This is a genomic window from Vibrio sp. J2-3(2022), assembly GCF_021725735.1.
GTDB classification, from domain to species: domain Bacteria; phylum Pseudomonadota; class Gammaproteobacteria; order Enterobacterales; family Vibrionaceae; genus Vibrio; species Vibrio diabolicus.
The window spans coordinates 124,493-142,364 of the sequence record NZ_JAKKCK010000002.1 but is presented as its reverse complement, the minus strand read 5'-3'; the positions used below and the strand labels follow the sequence as shown (position 1 = coordinate 142,364).

At 46.0% G+C, this 17,872-nt stretch carries 3 protein-coding genes; 2 read left to right on the top strand and 1 reads right to left on the bottom strand.

Going from position 1 to position 17,872, the window contains the following annotated elements; genetic code table 11:
* Window positions 1-25: 25 nt before the first annotated feature.
* Together L3V27_RS08790 and L3V27_RS08785 are read left to right on the top strand one after the other, a co-directional pair.
* On the top strand, window positions 26-1,342 hold the full coding sequence (locus L3V27_RS08790; RefSeq protein WP_164666047.1) for a TolC family outer membrane protein: 1,317 nt from the start codon (window positions 26-28) through the stop codon (window positions 1,340-1,342).
* Between the two features lie 2 nt (window positions 1,343-1,344).
* A complete protein-coding gene (locus tag L3V27_RS08785; RefSeq protein ID WP_164666046.1) occupies window positions 1,345-1,959 on the top strand; it encodes an OmpA family protein in 615 nt (204 codons plus the stop codon).
* A gap of 87 nt (window positions 1,960-2,046) precedes the next feature.
* Here the strand turns inward: L3V27_RS08785 and L3V27_RS08780 are convergent, their stop codons facing one another.
* Complete coding sequence (locus L3V27_RS08780; protein WP_237311959.1) at window positions 2,047-17,619, bottom strand: tandem-95 repeat protein; 15,573 nt, start codon at window positions 17,617-17,619, stop codon at window positions 2,047-2,049.
* Window positions 17,620-17,872: the final 253 nt, after the last annotated feature.

Genomic DNA, 17,872 nt, shown 5'->3' with positions numbered 1-17,872 from the left:
AACACGAATTTTTAGGAGAAATACCGTGAAATGGAACCGACTAAATATTGCTTGCTGCTGTAGTTTAATAGTGTCTTTACCCGTTTTCGGTCAAACTTTAGAGCAAGCCGTGGCATTGACGTTAAAAAACAATCCTGACATTAAGAGCGCATTTAACGAGTTCACTAGTCGAAAATACGTAAATGAAGCCTCTTCGGGCGCCTACTTACCTTCTATTGATTTAGATGCGGGCATTGGTTACGAGGGATTAGATCCTTCTGACGAGGTGGGACGTGGGGATACAGATTACACTCGAAAGGAAGCTTCGGTAACACTAACTCAGCTCATATGGGATGGCAGTGCAACCTTAAATGATATCGATCGTACCGCAGCCGATGCTGAATCAGTAAGATTTCAACTTTTGGCCGACGCATCGGATAAAGCACTTGAAGTCACCAAAGTGTATCTAGATGCTGTAAAAGCTTACGAAATACTCAAGCTGTCTGAAAACAACCTAGCAGTTCACAAAGATATCTACGATGACATTAAAAAACGAGTCAACTCGGGTATCGGCTCTACCGCTGACTTAACACAGGTAGAAGCACGTTTGGCAAAAGCACACGGTAATTTGGCAGCTGCTCAAAATAATTTGTACGACTCTCACACTATGTTCACTCGTTTAGTGGGTCAAACCCCGCAAGGGTTGATCTTTCCAAGAGCGGATCAGAATTTCATTCCATACACCATTGATGAAGCGGTAGGTTTGGCATTTGAGCTGCACCCTGTCATTCAAGTCGCGCTCGCAGACGTAGATTCGGCTAAGTTTCAATACAAACAATCTAAAGGTGTTAATTACCCAACCATTTCCATTGAAGCTTCACAAACATGGCGTGACGACGCTGATGGCTTAAAAGGCCGCAGTGATGAGACACTTGCCATGCTACGTCTACGCTACAACCTATTTAATGGCGGCAGTGACGCTGCAAACTCAGAAAACTTCGCCTATCAGTTAAATAAAGCGAAAGACTTACGTGAAGGTGCTTATCGCAATGTTGAAGAAGGGTTAAGGCTTTCATGGAGCGCACTGGATTTGACCCTACAGCAAAAAGAGTTCTTGTCAGATCATGTAGACTCGGCATCTGAAACCGTTATTGCGTATGAAAAACAATATCGCATTGGTAAGCGAACACTGCTTGATCTATTGAATACTGAAAACGAACTCTTTGAGGCACGTAAAGACTACTTAGATTCTAAATACGCAGAGCAGTACGCCAAATATCGAGTGATGAACGCAACAGGTCAACTGTTGAGTGCATTAAGGGTTGAAATGCCTAAAGAATGGCTAGAAGAAGTGGAGTATTAATTATGAAATACATAACTATTATTGCACTCTCATTGATGATTTCGGCATGCAGTTCATCCGATAAAGGCGATGAATATGATTATATTGATACGCCAATTGCCGATCAGTGGGCAGATCATCTTGATGATGATTCTGATGGAGTCATTAATGAGCGCGATTTATGTCCGGGTACTCCTTTAGGTGCCGAGATAGATAACGATGGCTGCGGTTCCTATGTCGACTCCTCGCAAGAAATGCAAATTCGAGTTCTGTTCGCGAATGATTCCGATGTGATCAATCCTATCTTTACGGAGCAAATTCGAGAACTATCCGACTTCTTGAAGGAGTACCCAAATACGTCTATCGAGATTCAGGGCTATGCCAGTCGTACTGGTACTGCAGAACACAATCTTGACTTATCTAAACGCCGCGCTGAGAACGTTAGAAAAGAACTCATGATGAATGGTATTAGTGGAGATAGAGTCACCATTGTCGGCTATGGAGACACGGTACTTGCAACACAAGGCACCGACCAAGTGAGTCATGCGTTGAACCGTCGAGTCACCGCAACGGTGATTGGCCACAAAGGTGAAGTGAAGAAAGAGTGGACCGTTTTCACGACACTTCCTAAGAGCTAACATCGCAATGAACGGAGTTTAAAAGTAAAAGGTCTAGCAAAATGCTAGACCTTTTTTGATTTTCAATTTCACCTGTGGCTAGACATGCTACATGTCTTTGTATTGCGCTTCTAAACTTGCAATCAGACTTTGAGTCACATCATCGACACTTGCACCATCAAAATGGATGTCCAATGTCGAGCCACCTTTCGTAATACTCAAGTTCGCTTCCGAGCCGCCATCTGGTGCCACTTCTACGTAATACTCTCCGACATCACCAGTATGATCACCGGACTGAAGATCAGTAAGAAGCTCACCAACTTCATCTTTTGATAAGTCATCAAACAGATCGGAGAAGTCTAAAGTATCCTCATCTTTGTTGAAATCAGTAACCGTATCAACCTCGTTGGTCACTTCACTCCACTTAAAGATGTCAGAGCCCTCATCTCCCGTTAAGATATCATTACCTAAACCACCAATCAGAATGTCATCACCTTCACCGCCAACGAGTATGTCGTTACCACCCTGACCAAACAGTAAATCGTTGCCAGCACCACCAGATAAGTTATCCGACTTATCACCTTGGTGAGATTGGTTGAATTCTTCTAAGTTATTTTTAACGTATTCATGGATGTCTTCACCATCAATGGTAGAAACATCTTGACCCGTTTGCTGTGCCACATGTGATTGAATCGCACTCAAACCTTGCTCATTACCGCCAAATTCAATTAAATCACCCAGCAAGATATCGTCACCTTCTCCACCCTGAATAGTGTCTGAGCCTTGTTTTAGGGGCACATCTTGACCCAATATCGTTTCAGCAAGTTTAGTAACATCGATATCTGACTCTACCACACCATCAGTGTCATACTGCTTAAGTGTTTGTTCATCAACACCACTACCAAGACCTATCGACTCTACTGAAGACAATGCTGCTAACACTTGATACATATGTTGAGCTTGTGTTGAGCTACCACCTTCATCGTAGTAACGGATAGAACCATTATATCTGTCGATATCACCAAGGGTTCTACCTGTTAGCGGTGAATATACCTGACCGTAACTATCTATAACGACGTCACCTTTGTAGGTAACCGTCTGTCCGTATGAATAACTACTGTTACTAACTATATCTTGCAGGGTAACAAGCTTGCCAGAATCATCGACATCCAAAATCACTTTCGAGAATTCATTCGGCGCTAAATGATAGAGATGCGTTGCTCTATTTGGTTGACCATCAGTAACAAAGTACGTGATATTTTGGCCATTAGGGTTAGGTTGACTGCTAAACCATTCAACAGCTGACTGTAAACCCGCCTCATAGTTTGTGCCGCCGTCACCCTCATCACCTATAGCACTATTCAGTTCTTTTACAAACTCATCTCTTGCTGTTGGAGAACTCAAGTCAACGGAAATAACTGCTGACGCACTTGAAGCAAACTCACTGAGGTGAATATTCACTGTTCCAGGCTTCTCACCCTGATTTGCAGCGCTTAACAGTTCATCAAACACATCTAGCACTTCTTGCTTCGCAGTTCCTACCCAGTTACCCATGCTCCCTGAAGTATCCAAAACAAAGGCGATGTTGTAGTCCTGACCCGCAATAATCTCCAATCCTTGGACATCGCCAACAATAATATCGTGATCGTCACTGCCCGTTATCTGATCGCTCCCATGTGAACCCGACTCTAGAAGATAGTCACGAGCTGTAAGCGCAACAGACTCTGTTGTTGAAGCGGCATCATTATTTGCTTCTTCAACCGACGTCGCGGTAACGCTTAGTGGGAACTCTAGACTACCTTCATAATCAAACGGTACTCTGATATCTAAAGAGACCTTACCGTTAGCATCCAGGGTGACAAGATAATTACCGTTTGCGTCCTGATTAACGGCATGTCCATCGATATACAGCTCTACACCATCCGGCAAACCTTCCACAAAAACAGTTTGCGCCAAGCTTTCACTTCCATCGACATCAACCAAATCAACGTTAATATCAACGGGAATCCAACGCTCTTGAAGCACTTCATAGGTGCCGTCGGGCTTCAATTCAACGACTTTGTCTGCAAAAACAATTCGTTCAATTTCATATAAGTGATCACCACGATCATCACTACCTGTGTGGTCGTTTACCGAATCGATAGAACGATTATCTAGCAAAATCCAATATGGAACTTGACCTCCATGATCGTCTTTGAAGGTCATTTTGTAGTCACTGAAGTTTCCAGTTAAGTAAACCGTATCTTGGCCATCATAATCTGTAATAGTGGACGCATCATCACCATAGAAAGAGTCGTTATTACCACCGCCAATAAATACGTCATCACCGCCGCCACCGTAGAAGGTGTCATTGTAATCAGTCCCAACGAATAAGCTATCGGTATCACTTCTGTCGTTGTTGTCTCCTAGCATCACTCCGGCGTATGAGTGATTTTTTTGCACAACATCATCCAAACCAAGATCAGCAGCGACGAGTTCATTCTCTGTAGGCGTTTTATCTATCGCAGAAGTAGCTAAGTTGTGATTAGGATCAACAGCATCTCTTTTTACTAACTCTCCCACATTAATCGTGATCGCAGGGGCATCTGCAACTGCGACAACGTTGATATCAAGCGTATTTGTTGCGCCAGTATTTGTGGTGTAACTAATTAACGGAACATCACCTGACCAGTGCTCGGTAGGTTCAAATACGTAACTACCATCTTGGTTTACTAATAAAGTGCCACTGGTCAAAGATACGTTTTGACCTACCGCATAGTCAGTACCATTAATAGTAATGTGATCAACCATCAGGGTGTTGTCGTCATCAAAGTCATTACGCAATACGTTACCCTGTAGCGAATTATCTTCGTTGGTCTTCCCAATATCACTTTCCGTTTCCGTCGGTAAGTTCTCATGTACTACAACATTGATCGCTAAGTTAGACTCTGCTGAATCACCATTCGCGCGTTCTGTACTCGTTGCCGTCAAATTGATTGTGAAGTCATCATGGGAGCCAGCTGGTGGAGTCACAGTAAGTGTATCTAATGCCCAACTTGTCACGTCCAGTTCTTCATCAATGGTTGCTACAGTAATAGAACTGTTTCCATCTGAAAGGATCGCACCTACAGGTAAGCCAGTTAGCGTGACTTTAAGTGATTCAGAGCCATCTGTATCGTTTAAGCTTGCTTTAATTTCAGAGAGCGGTATCGCTGTATCTTGTAACCCTTCGTTCAGCTGATATGTTTCGTAAAACGCAACACCATTAACTTCTTGTAGTTCGGACGTTCTCATATCAGTTGCTTCTAGTGCACTTTCATCACTAACTACGTAAAGACTGCTGTTGCTCAGATTGACAGGTGCTTGTCCATTAATGGATACATCCACATTAAAGTTACCCGGACCACTTTGGTTATGGTGATAAATTTCAATTGGATAAAAGCCAGATACCGAAGGGGTAAAGCTAGCACCCTTAATATCACCACTGTCGCTACCCCAACGAGCTTGATCAAGTAACGTACCACCCAACTTGATTGCAAGGCTATCATCGGCTTGACCGACAAAGTCGTAACTCGATCCAGCTTCGAGATAAACAAGAGATGTAACGAGAACGGCCTCATTTGCCAAGGTTGCATGAGTCCCTAAATCTTCCACATTTGACCAACTCACTTGAGTACCATCTGCTGCATCAATAGCGTTAATCGCTGCAATTAGAGTCTCTCCGCTGACCCCCATGCCATTACTAGAACCAACTTGAACATTGCTCCATGTTGTAACGTTAAACTCTTGTTGTGGTAATGAGTTCTCGTGCGTCACTGCGATTAAGTTCGGTTTATCAGCGATAGGATTTACGTCTATTGTCAGTGTTGACTCTTGACCGGTACTCTGTGCATCTGTTGGTTTAAAGCCAATTTGAGCGTAACTAGACTCCAGGTTTCCGACTTGATTTCCGCCGAAACTGTCACTGCCAGACTCATTTAATTCAGGTACAAAGCGAACACTGTTTTCATCAAAGAGCGATTTATCAAGCACTTGATCGATTTGGACAGACTGCCAATCACCTTGCGAATCTTTATACTCTAATGACCCATCGCTAGGAAGCGTTGTAATTTGGACGGAGAGCTCTGATACGTTAGAGTCAACATCGCTAATACCGAATGATGACCAATCAAGCATCACTTGGGTATCTTCACTCATCTCAACCGCGGAAGGCGAAGATTCAGGTGCATCATTCACATTTACCAGAGAAACATTGACCTCGGCAGTATCAATCCCGCCAGTTCCATCGATAACTTCAACCTGAAGCGTATAATCGCCCAAGTCAACATCATCGATTGTCTTGTTCAATGAAATCTCTCCGCTTGTCGGGTCGATATCAAAAATACCATTAGTGGTCGAGCCATCTGCAAAGCGGTATACAAGCACGTCATTATCGTGATCTTCTGCAACGACCGTACCAATAACGGACCCATTCACCGTGTTTTCGTTAACTGACCCGAAGTCGTAAACATCATCATTTGGTTTGTCACCCGCACTATCGCCGCCAGAAATAAACTCTGGAGCGTGCTGAGCATCTATAATAGAGACTGTTGCTTCATTCGAGTCACTTGCAAGCGTCGAATCTGCACCAACCGTATCAATTAGAGTCACAGTTAGGTTTTCAAGATCTTCGTAAATACCATCATCGAGAGTTTTTATATCAATCGGCGCCGACGTTTTACCCGCTGGAATCGTGACTGTGTACGTACTTGGAGCAATATAATCTTTGTCATCAACATTCCCGCCGATTGTGAATGTTACCAGTACATCTTCATCTGCTTTTTGGTCAATGTTGACGATAAATTTTGCATCACTACCTTCATCAACTGAGGGTTGATCTGAGCTAATAGTCACTTTCGGTGCACTTTGGGCATCAACGATCACAACACTTGCGCTGTTATTTGAAGCAATGCTCGCATCAGCGCCATCCACCTCTTTAATGGTTACTGTGAAAGATTCTGCGCCCTCATAAATACCATCGGTGAGCGTCAGTAAGTCAAGAGCAGCTGTAGATTGACCCGCAGGAACTTCAACACTCAGAACGCCAACAAAATCTTTTCCATCTTGGGCCACGCCACTATACTCGACATCAACCGTAACGCTCTCATCTGCAACTTTATCAAGTGTCAGTGTAAAGCCTGCCGTTTCACCTTCATTTACGCTGTTTTGATCAGCACTAATACTAACTAAAGGTGCAGGATCAGAATCCACAATATTTGCGTTACCAGTTGCAATACCATTACTGGTGACACTACCGATTTCCGTAACCGTCAGACCAAAGCTCTCATCACCTTCATGGACATTATCTAGTTTGGTCGGGACTGCGACTTTAATTTCAGCGACACCTAGAGGTATGGTAACGTCTCCATTAGGCGCCATATCTAATGTTTGAGTTTGACCATGAGTATCCACATAGGTCACTACCATAGTGCCTAAATCAACATCTTCCGCAGTATAGCTATCATCTGTTGTTGACTTCAGATTGACGACAACGGCCTCTTGAACAGGGTTAGAGAGTAAAACGGTAAATATTGCGTCAGTTCCTTCAATGACATCGCCGGCATCTACTACGCTAAGTTCTGTACTATCATTATCAAGAACTGTTGCCGTCCCCGTTTCACCGCCGATCTCAAGAACGATCGTTTCGCTGCTTTCCACAACCAAATCATCAATAGTCGGAATCGATATTTCGAAGCTGCTTATACCTGCAGGAACAATCAAGTAACCACCTAAGAAAACAACACCATTTGTGTAGGTTGCATTTGATAGATTTACGTCATTCTTATCAACTGAAGAACCTTGAGCAAGCATATCAACTTGGTACTTAACAGCAGTACTGGTGACTTCATCTAGAACAACCGAAAACGTGACATTGTCACCCTCAGTCACGCTATCACCGACCACAGACAGACTTGGCCCATTTTCAGCAACATTACCATCTAGCATTTCATTAACGATATTGACTGTAGATGGATCGCTAACGCCACTTTCAGAGTCGACGGCCACATATCCAAAGCTGTCTTCGGCAGGAACACCTTCTACATAACGTAACTCCCAGTTACCTTCATTTTTCGTAGAAAAATCTAACTGAGTAATGACCGAAGCTTCAGGAAGAGCTAGCTCTTTCCCATAACCAACGCTTGTTTCTTGGAATAGCATGAAGTTGCCTTCAGGCTTCAAAAACTCGAACGTTTGAGTCTGTTGGACATTATTTGAATCTAAGTATGTAACCGTAATAAGCGCTGCGTTGTCATCACCGTAATCAAACAATCCACCTAGTCCATCTAGTCCAAGGTTTACGCTGCCCACAGGGTTATTAGACAAATCGATCGTAATCGTTTCACCCTTCTCAATACCCTGCCCATCATTGTCAGCGATACCATTGCCGATATGTGACACCTGGCGGTTGTACTGTGCAAGCTCACCGCTATCAGAAGAAATGGTGATAGAGGCTCCATTTGCTAAATGCTCAGTACGTGAATTTGATGGACCACCATCCTCACTTAATCCCCAGTTATTGAAATCTGTTGTAGATTCCGAGCCATTAGGCGTATTTGGACGATCTTTGATACCTAATAAGAAGCCAACATTATCAGCTTCATAGTAAAGACTGTCTTTGTCATAAAGCGTATCGCTTACTTCTTTAATTTCGTGCAACTCACCGTCACTATCTTTAAAGAACAACGTACCTGATGTTGGCAGTTCAGTAATCCGAACATGTAGATCGTTGCTATTTAAGTCATCTTCAATATCCGCTATATGATCCTGAGAGTCGCCATCACCTAAAGGTTTCGTATCGGTATCAAACACAACGTGCGTAAGCTGATCATCGGCCACATGCGTAAAGTCTTCACTGTCAGGTTTGTCGTTTACTGGCGTGACATCAACTTTAACAATGGTGGATTCACTGACGCCCCCAGACGTAACGATGTAGGTGAAGCTGTCTGCCCCGTGATAGTTATCGTTTGGCGTGTAAGTTACGCTGCCGTCAGGGTTGACCGCGACCGTGCCGTTGGCTGGTCCGTTATTGGTATCGAGCGACACCACTTTATCGTCGCCTTCGAACGTGTCGTTACCTAAGACCTTGACGATGGTCGGCGTGTCTTCCACAACCGTCGCTTTATCTGCCACGATGTCCGCCACAGGCGCTACCGTGAAGTTCACCGTTTGGCTGATGCTTTCACCACTTGGGTCTTTAGCTGTGAACGTAATTGTCTCTTTGCCATTCCAATCCGCAGTCGGAGTGATGGTGGCAACGCCATTCACAATAGAAATTTGGATGTTGTTATTGCCAGAGACTGAGAATTCTAGCGAGGAATCGGAATCTTTGAATACTTCATTCAAGTCGATCGTGTATGCATCGAAATCTTCCGATAACACTTGATCTGTAATGGCATTATCAACTGTTGGCGCATCGTTAACACGATTCACAACCAAGCTATCACTGTCGCTAGCCGTTGGATTAACACCATCCGACACTGACGCGCTGATAGTAAGGTCTTTAAGGTTGAGTTCATCGTTGTTAACCGCGTCAACACCCGCTTGAGTTAGCTTGACTTCATTGCCAACCAACACGAAGTAGCCGTTTGAGTTGTTTTCTAGAGAAATGGTTAATTGGTCTTCTGGCGTATCAGTATCACGAACCGTTAAGGTTGCGACTACCGTATCAGTGCTCACTGCATCTTCAGTGATGCTTTCTACGGCATCAACTTTGATAGTTGGCGCATCGTTTACTGGGTTAACGGTAACTACCACTTTCGCTTCGTCGGTCAATTGACCATCCGTTACGATGTAGGTAATTTCAGCGTCGCCATTGAAGTTTTCTGCAGGAGTGAAAACGAGTTTTCCATCCACCACTTCAACCGTACCCTGCTCTTTAGGTACAGAGGCTGATTCAATACTCAGCTTATCGTCATCCACATCAGTGTCGTTTGGCAGAACATCAATAGTAACTGCGGTGTCTTCTTGTGTCGTAGCGATGTCATCTTTCGCCACTGGCGCGTCGTTGACCGGCGTCACATTGACTTCAACGGTAGTGAATTCGGATACTCCGCCTGATGTCACGACATAAGTGAACGTATCTTTGCCGACGTAGTTGTCATCTGGTGTGTAGGTCACCGTGCCGTTGTTATTCACAATGACGGTGCCATTTTTAGGACCATTATCGGCGTCCAAAGACACCACTTTATCAGTGCCTTCGAACGTGTCGTTACCTAAGACGTTAATGATGGTTGGTGTGTCTTCGACTACATCCGCACTATCGGCCTCAATGTCAGCTACTGGTGCTACCGTAAAGTTCACCGTTTGACTTACGCTTTCACCGCTTGGATCGGTGGCAGTAAAGGTTAGGATTTCTGAGCCGTTCCAGTCCGCGGTTGGAGTGATCGTGGCAATGCCATTGACGATCGCCACTTGAATGTTGCTGTTGCCAGAGACGCTGAAGGTCAGATCGCCATCAGCGTTATCTACATCACTGAAGGCGGTATTCAGATCGATGGTGTATGGCATAAAGTCTTCCGCCAAGGTTTGGTCTGCGATACTGCTTTCAACCGCAGGCGTGTCGTTCACCGCATTCACGGTGACGCTGACCGTCGCTTGGTCAGTCAGTGAACCATCAGTCACGGTGTAAGTGATTTCAGCGTCGCCATTGAAGTTCTCGGCCGGAGTGAAAACAAGTTTGCCATTCACCACTTCAACCGTACCCTGCTCTTTAGGTACAGAGGCTGATTCAATACTCAGCTTATCGCCATCCACATCATTGTCGTTTGTCAGAACATCAATAGTAACTGCGGTGTCTTCTTGTGTCGTAGCGATGTCATCTTTCGCCACAGGCGCATCGTTGACCGGTGTCACATCGACGTTCACCGTGGTGGACTCACTGACGCCCCCAGATGTGACGATGTAGGTGAAACTGTCTGTACCGTGGTAGTTGTCGTTTGGCGTGTAGGTTACGCTGCCATCCGGGTTGACCGAGACCGTGCCGTTAGCTGGACCGTTATTGGTATCCAGCGACACCACTTTATCGTCGCCTTCAAACGTATCGTTATCTAAGACCTTGATGATGGTTGGCGTGTCTTCCACAACCGTCGCTTTATCAGCCTCAATGTCCGCCACAGGCGCTACTGTGAAGTTCACCGCTTGGCTGACGCTTTCACCGCTTGGATCGGTGGCAGTAAAGGTCAACGCTTCAGAGCCGTTCCAGTCCGCAGTTGGAGTGAGCGTAGCAATCCCATTGACGATCGCCACTTGAATGTTGCTATTGCCAGAGACGCTAAAGCTCAGCTCGCCATCCACGTTATCCACATCACTGAAGGCAGTATTTAGATCGATGCTGTATGGCGTAAAGTCTTCCGCCAAGGTTTGGTCTGCGAGGCTGCTTTCAACCACAGGCGTGTCGTTTACGGCATTCACGGTGACGTTGACCGTCGCTTGGTCAGTCAGTGCACCATCGGTGACGGTGTAAGTAATTTCGGCGTCACCATTGAAGTTCTCGGCCGGTGTGAAGACCAACTTGCCGTCAACAATTTCAACTGTACCTTGGTCACTCGGCACAGATGCCGAGTCAATCGACAGCTTATCGCCATCAATATCGGTGTCGTTTGGCAGAACATCAATCGTGACAGCGGTATCTTCTTGTGTTGTTGCCGCGTCATCTTTTGCCACTGGCGCATCGTTCACTGGTGTGACATCGACGTTCACCGTGGTGGACTCCGATACCCCACCGGACGTAACGATGTAGGTGAAGCTGTCTGTACCGTGGTAGTTGTCGTTTGGCGTGTAGGTTACGCTGCCATCAGGGTTGACGGAGACTGTACCGTTAGCTGGGCCTTTACTGGTATCAAGCGACACCACTTTATCGTCGCCGTCAAACGTGTCGTTACCTAAGACGTTAATGACGGTTGGCGTGTCTTCGACTACATCCGTGCTGTCAGCCTCGATGTCGACTACTGGTGCAACCGTAAAGTTCACCGCTTGGCTGACGCTTTCACCACTTGGATCGGTAGCAGTAAACGTTAGGGTTTCTGAACCGTTCCAGTCTGCAGTTGGTGAAATGGTCGCGATGCCGTTTTCAATCGAAACCAACACGTTGCTGTTACTGGACACTGAGAAGTTAAGTGTGGAGTCACTGTCTTTAAATGCGCTGTTTAAATCAATCGTGTAGGTCGCGAAGTCTTCCGATAGCACTTGATCTGAGATGACATTATCAACAGTCGGCGCATCGTTAACACGATTCACAATCAAACTGTCACTGTCGCTAACCGTTGGATTAACACCATCCGACACTGACGCGCTGATAGTCAGGTCTTTAAGGTTGAGTTCGTCGTTGTTAACCGCGTCAACACCCGCTTGAGTCAGCTTGACTTCATCGCCAACTAACACAAAGTAACCGTTTGAGTTGTTTTCTAAAGAAATGGTCAATTGGTCTTCTGGCGTATCAGAATCAGCGACTTCCAACGTCGCCACTACCGTATCAGTGTTCACTGCATCTTCAGTGATGCTTTCTACGGCATCAACCTTGACAGTTGGCGCATCGTTTACTGGGTTAACGCTAACTACCACTTTCGCTTCGTCGGTCAATTGACCATCCGTTACGATGTGGGTAATTTCAGCGTCGCCATTGAAGTTTTCTGCAGGAGTGAAAACGAGCTTTCCATCCACCACTTCAACCGTACCCTGCTCTTTAGGTACAGAGGCTGATTCAATACTCAGCTTATCGTCATCCACATCAGTGTCGTTTGGCAGAACATCAATAGTAACTGCGGTGTCTTCTTGTGTCGTAGCGATGTCATCTTTCGCCACTGGCGCGTCGTTGACCGGCGTCACATTGACTTCAACGGTAGTGAATTCGGATACTCCGCCTGATGTCACGACATAAGTGAACGTATCTTTGCCGACGTAGTTGTCATCTGGTGTGTAGGTCACCGTGCCGTTGTTATTCACAATGACGGTGCCATTTTTAGGACCATTATCGGCGTCCAAAGACACCACTTTATCAGTGCCTTCGAACGTGTCGTTACCTAAGACGTTAATGATGATTGGTGTGTCTTCGACTACATCCGCACTATCAGCCTCAATGTCAGCTACTGGTGCTACCGTAAAGTTCAGCGTTTGACTTACGCTTTCACCGCTTGGGTCTTTAGCTGTGAACGTAATTGTCTCTTTGCCATTCCAATCCGCAGTCGGAGTGATGGTAGCAACACCATTCACAATAGAAATTTGGATGTTGTTATTGCCAGAGACTGAGAATTCTAGCGAGGAATCGGAATCTTTGAATACTTCATTCAAGTCGATCGTGTATGCATCGAAATCTTCCGATAACACTTGATCTGTAATGACATTATCAACTGTTGGCGCATCGTTAACACGATTCACAACCAAGCTATCACTGTCGCTAGCCGTTGGATTAACACCATCCGACACTGACGCGCTGATAGTCAGGTCTTTAAGGTCGAGTTCATCGTTGTTAACCGCGTCAACACCCGCTTGAGTTAGCTTGACTTCATTGCCAACCAACACGAAGTAACCGTTTGAGTTGTTTTCTAGCAACACCGTAAGCTCATCTTCCGGCGTGTCAGTATCGCGAACCGTTAAGGTTGCCACTACCGTATCAGTGCTCACTGCGTCTTCAGTGATGCTTTCTACGGCATCAACTTTGATAGTTGGCGCATCGTTTACTGGGTTAACGGTAACTACCACTTTCGCTTCGTCGGTCAATTGACCATCCGTTACGATGTAGGTAATTTCAGCGTCGCCATTGAAGTTTTCTGCCGGAGTGAAGACCAATTTGCCATTAACCACTTCAACCGTGCCCTGCTCTTTCGGCACAGACGCAGAGTCGATGCTTAACACATCGCCATCCACGTCGGTGTCGTTTGGCAGTACATCAATCGTCACTGCGGTGTCTTCTTGTGTCGTAGCGGTGTCATCTTTTGCCACTGGCGCATCGTTCACTGGCGTCACATTGACTTCAACGGTAGTGGATTCAGACACACCGCCTGATGTCACGACATAAGTGAACGTATCTTTGCCGACGTAGTTATCATCTGGTATGTAGGTCACAGTTCCGTCAGGGTTGACCGAGACCGCGCCGTTAGCTGGGCCTTTACTGGTATCAAGCGACACCACTTTATCGTCGCCTTCGAACGTGTCGTTATCTAAGACCTTGATGATGGTCGCCGTGTCTTCCACAACCGTCGCTTTGTCTGCCACGATGTCCGCCACAGGCGCAACCGTGAAGTTCACCGTTTGGCTAACGCTTTCACCGCTTGGATCAGTGGCAGTAAACGTTAGGATTTCTGAGCCGTTCCAGTCTGCCGTTGGAGTGAACATAGCAATGCCATTGACGATCGCCACTTGGATGTTGCTGTTGCCAGAGACGCTAAACGTTAACTCGCCATCAACGTTATCCACATCGCTGAAAGCGGTATTTAGATCGATGGTGTATGGCGTAAAGTCTTCCGCCAAAGTTTGGTCTGCGATGTTGCTTTCAACTACAGGCGTGTCGTTCACCGCATTTACTGTAACGGTCACCTTCGCTTCGTCGGTCAATTCACCGTCCGTAACGATGTAGGTGATTTCAGCGTCGCCATGGAAGTTCTCAGCTGGTGTGAACACCAATTTGCCGTCAGCAATCTCGACTGTGCCTTGTGCTTCAGGTACGGACGCTGATTGGATCGACAACTTATCGCCATCCACGTCGGCGTCGTTTGGCAGAACATCAATCGTCACTGCGGTGTCTTCTTGTGTCGTAGCGGTGTCATCTTTTGCCACTGGCGCGTCGTTGACCGGTGTCACATCGACGTTCACCGTGGTGGACTCACTGACGCCACCGGAGGTGACGATGTAGGTGAAGCTGTCTGTACCGTGGTAGTTGTCGTTTGGCGTGTAGGTCACGGTGTCGTCAGGGTTGACCGAGACCGTGCCGTTAGCTGGACCGTTATTGGTATCGAGCGACACCACTTTGTCGTCGCCTTCGAACGTGTCGTTACCTAAGACGTTGATGATGGTCGCTGTGTCTTCCACAACCGTCGCTTTGTCTGCCACGATGTCCGCCACTGGCGCAACTGTGAAGTTCACCGTTTGGCTGATGCTTTCACCACTTGGATCAGTAGCAGTAAACGTTAGGGTTTCTGAGCCGTTCCAGTCTGCCGTTGGGCTAACGGTCGCAATGCCATTTTCAATCGAAACCAACACGTTGCTGTTGCCAGACACTGAGAAGTTTAGCGAGGAATCAGTATCTTTGAATGCTTCATTCAAGTCGATCGTGTATGCATCGAAATCTTCCGCTAGCTCTTGACCTGCAATGACGTTATCGATAGTCGGTGCATCGTTAACACGATTCACAATCAAACTGTCACTGTCGTTAGCCGTTGGACTAACACCATCCGATACTGACGCGCTGATAGTTAGATCTTTAAGGTTAAGTTCGTCGTTGTTAACTGCATCGACGCCTGCTTGAGTTAGCTTGACTTCATTGCCAACCAACACGAAGTAACCGTTTGAGTTGTTTTCTAGCAACACCGTAAGCTCATCTTCCGGCGTGTCAGTATCGTGAACCGTTAAGGTTGCCACTACCGTATCAGTGCTCACTGCATCTTCAGTGATGCTCTCTACAGCATCGACCTTGATGGTTGGCGCATCGTTTACTGGATTTACAGTAACGGTTACCTTCGCTTCGTCGGTCAATTGACCGTCCGTTACGGTGTAGGTAATTTCGGCGTCACCATTGAAGTTCTCGGCCGGTGTGAACACCAGTTTGCCGTCAACAATTTCAACCTTACCTTGTGTTTCAGGTACGGACGCCGATTCAATCGACAGCGTATCGCCATCCACATCGGTGTCGTTTGGCAGAACATCAATCGTGACAGCAGTATCTTCGTCAGTAATCTCCGTGTCATCTTTTGCCACTGGCGCGTCGTTGATCGGTGTCACATCGACGTTCACCGTGGTGGACTCACTGACGCCACCGGTGGTGACGATGTAGGTGAAGCTGTCTGTACCGTGGTAGTTGTCGTTTGGCGTGTAAGTTACGCTGCCATCAGGATTGACCGAGACCGTGCCGTTAGCTGGACCGTTATTGGTATCAAGCGACACCACTTTGTCGTCGCCTTCGAACGTGTCGTTATCTAAGACCTTGATGATGGTCGCCGTGTCTTCCACAACCGTCGCTTTGTCTGCCACGATGTCCGCCACAGGCGCAACCGTGAAGTTCACCGTTTGGCTAACGCTTTCACCGCTTGGATCAGTGGCAGTAAACGTTAGGATTTCTGAGCCGTTCCAGTCCGCGGTTGGAGTGAACGTAGCAATGCCATTGACGATCGCCACTTGAATATTGCTGTTGCCAGAAACGCTGAAGCTCAGCTCGCCATCAACGTTATCCACATCGCTGAAGGCCGTATTCAGATCGATCGTGTATGGCGTGAAATCTTCCGCCAAGGTTTGGTCTGCAATACTACTCTCAACCACAGGCGTATCGTTCACAGCATTCACCGTAACTTTGACCGTCGATTCGTCAGTCAGCGCACCATCGGTGACGGTGTAAGTGATCTCAGCGTCGCCATTGAAGTTCTCAGTTGGCGTAAATACAAGCTTGCCGTCAATAATCTCGACTTGACCTTGGTCACTCGGCACAGACGCCGATTCAATGCTTAACGTATCACCATCGATGTCAGTGTCGTTTGGCAACACATCAATCGTGACAGCGGTATCTTCTTGTGTTGTTGCCGCGTCATCTTTTGCCACTGGCGCATCGTTAACTGAGTTTACTGTTACCGAGACTTGAGCTTCATCCTCTAGCTCACCATCTGAGATGGTGTAGCTAATAGTTGCATTACCATTGAAGTTTTCAGCCGGAGTGAAAACAAGCTTACCATCGACAATCTCAACGATACCTTGCTCTTCTGATACAGAAGCAGAAGTAATGGATAAATCGTCACCTTCAATGTCACTGTCGTTAGCGAGCACATCAATTACAACCTGGGAATCTTCGTCAGTTTGAATCGCATCGTTAGTCGCTATTGGCGCGTCATTAACAGGCTTAATATCTAAATTAGCAGTGCCATTAATAACACCCCCATCGTCATCAATGATGTCATAGGAGAATGACACTTCAGTATCATCATCAGCTTCTGGGATATAAGTCCAAGATCCATCGTTGTTATCAATTAAAGTGCCATTCCCACTCTCAATAGTGACGTTTGTAACGATAAGAGTATCGGCATCGTCAATATCGACATTTGATAGTAATTCTTCGGTAATTATCGTGATGGGATCGCTATCTTCTTCGATAGCGCTTACTGTCACTGGAGAATTAGTAAGCGGTTTATTTGAGCCGTCTCCACTGGTTTCTATATTTGTTGCGAAAAAGTCATTTAAGGTCAACGCTTGTGTTTCAGATAAACCGAGGGATTCCAAGCCAATAGTTTCAAAATTTGTTGAGGCCAGTACTTCAGTGCCATCCCGTGCAATCGTGGCACTATTTTGTAAACTTGAACCACTGTTTTCACCCGCAGCTGGCGCGAGTTCTTCATCAACTATAGAAGGGTCTTGACCTTGCTCAATAGCACCAATAATTCGTGCCACATCATCTGAAATATCTTTTGAGCCTTGCTCTTCAGTTAGTTGAATGTTCAAATTTAGAGGTGCAGCATCTGTCGTTGCCACTACCACTTCACCTGGTAGGGGCTGTTGTCCTTCTGTTAGGACTCTCAGCTCCCCATCTAAACCTATTACGACGACTTGATTACCGAGTGACACTAACGCTGTACGATCCATATAAATCTTAACCCTAAATAACTGTCAAGTTTTTGACTAACAATACTAATTTGCTATATATTGCCTGATTATATAGTGCAATAACAGCAATTTGATGCTCAATTAAGTAATTATGTGTCATACACCAATAGGAATCTATGCG

Bases quoted from the DNA above. Each gene is read 5' to 3' on its own strand.
- L3V27_RS08785 (WP_164666046.1), top strand. From the start codon at position 1,345: ATGAAATACATAACTATTATTGCACTCTCATTGATGATTTCGGCATGC.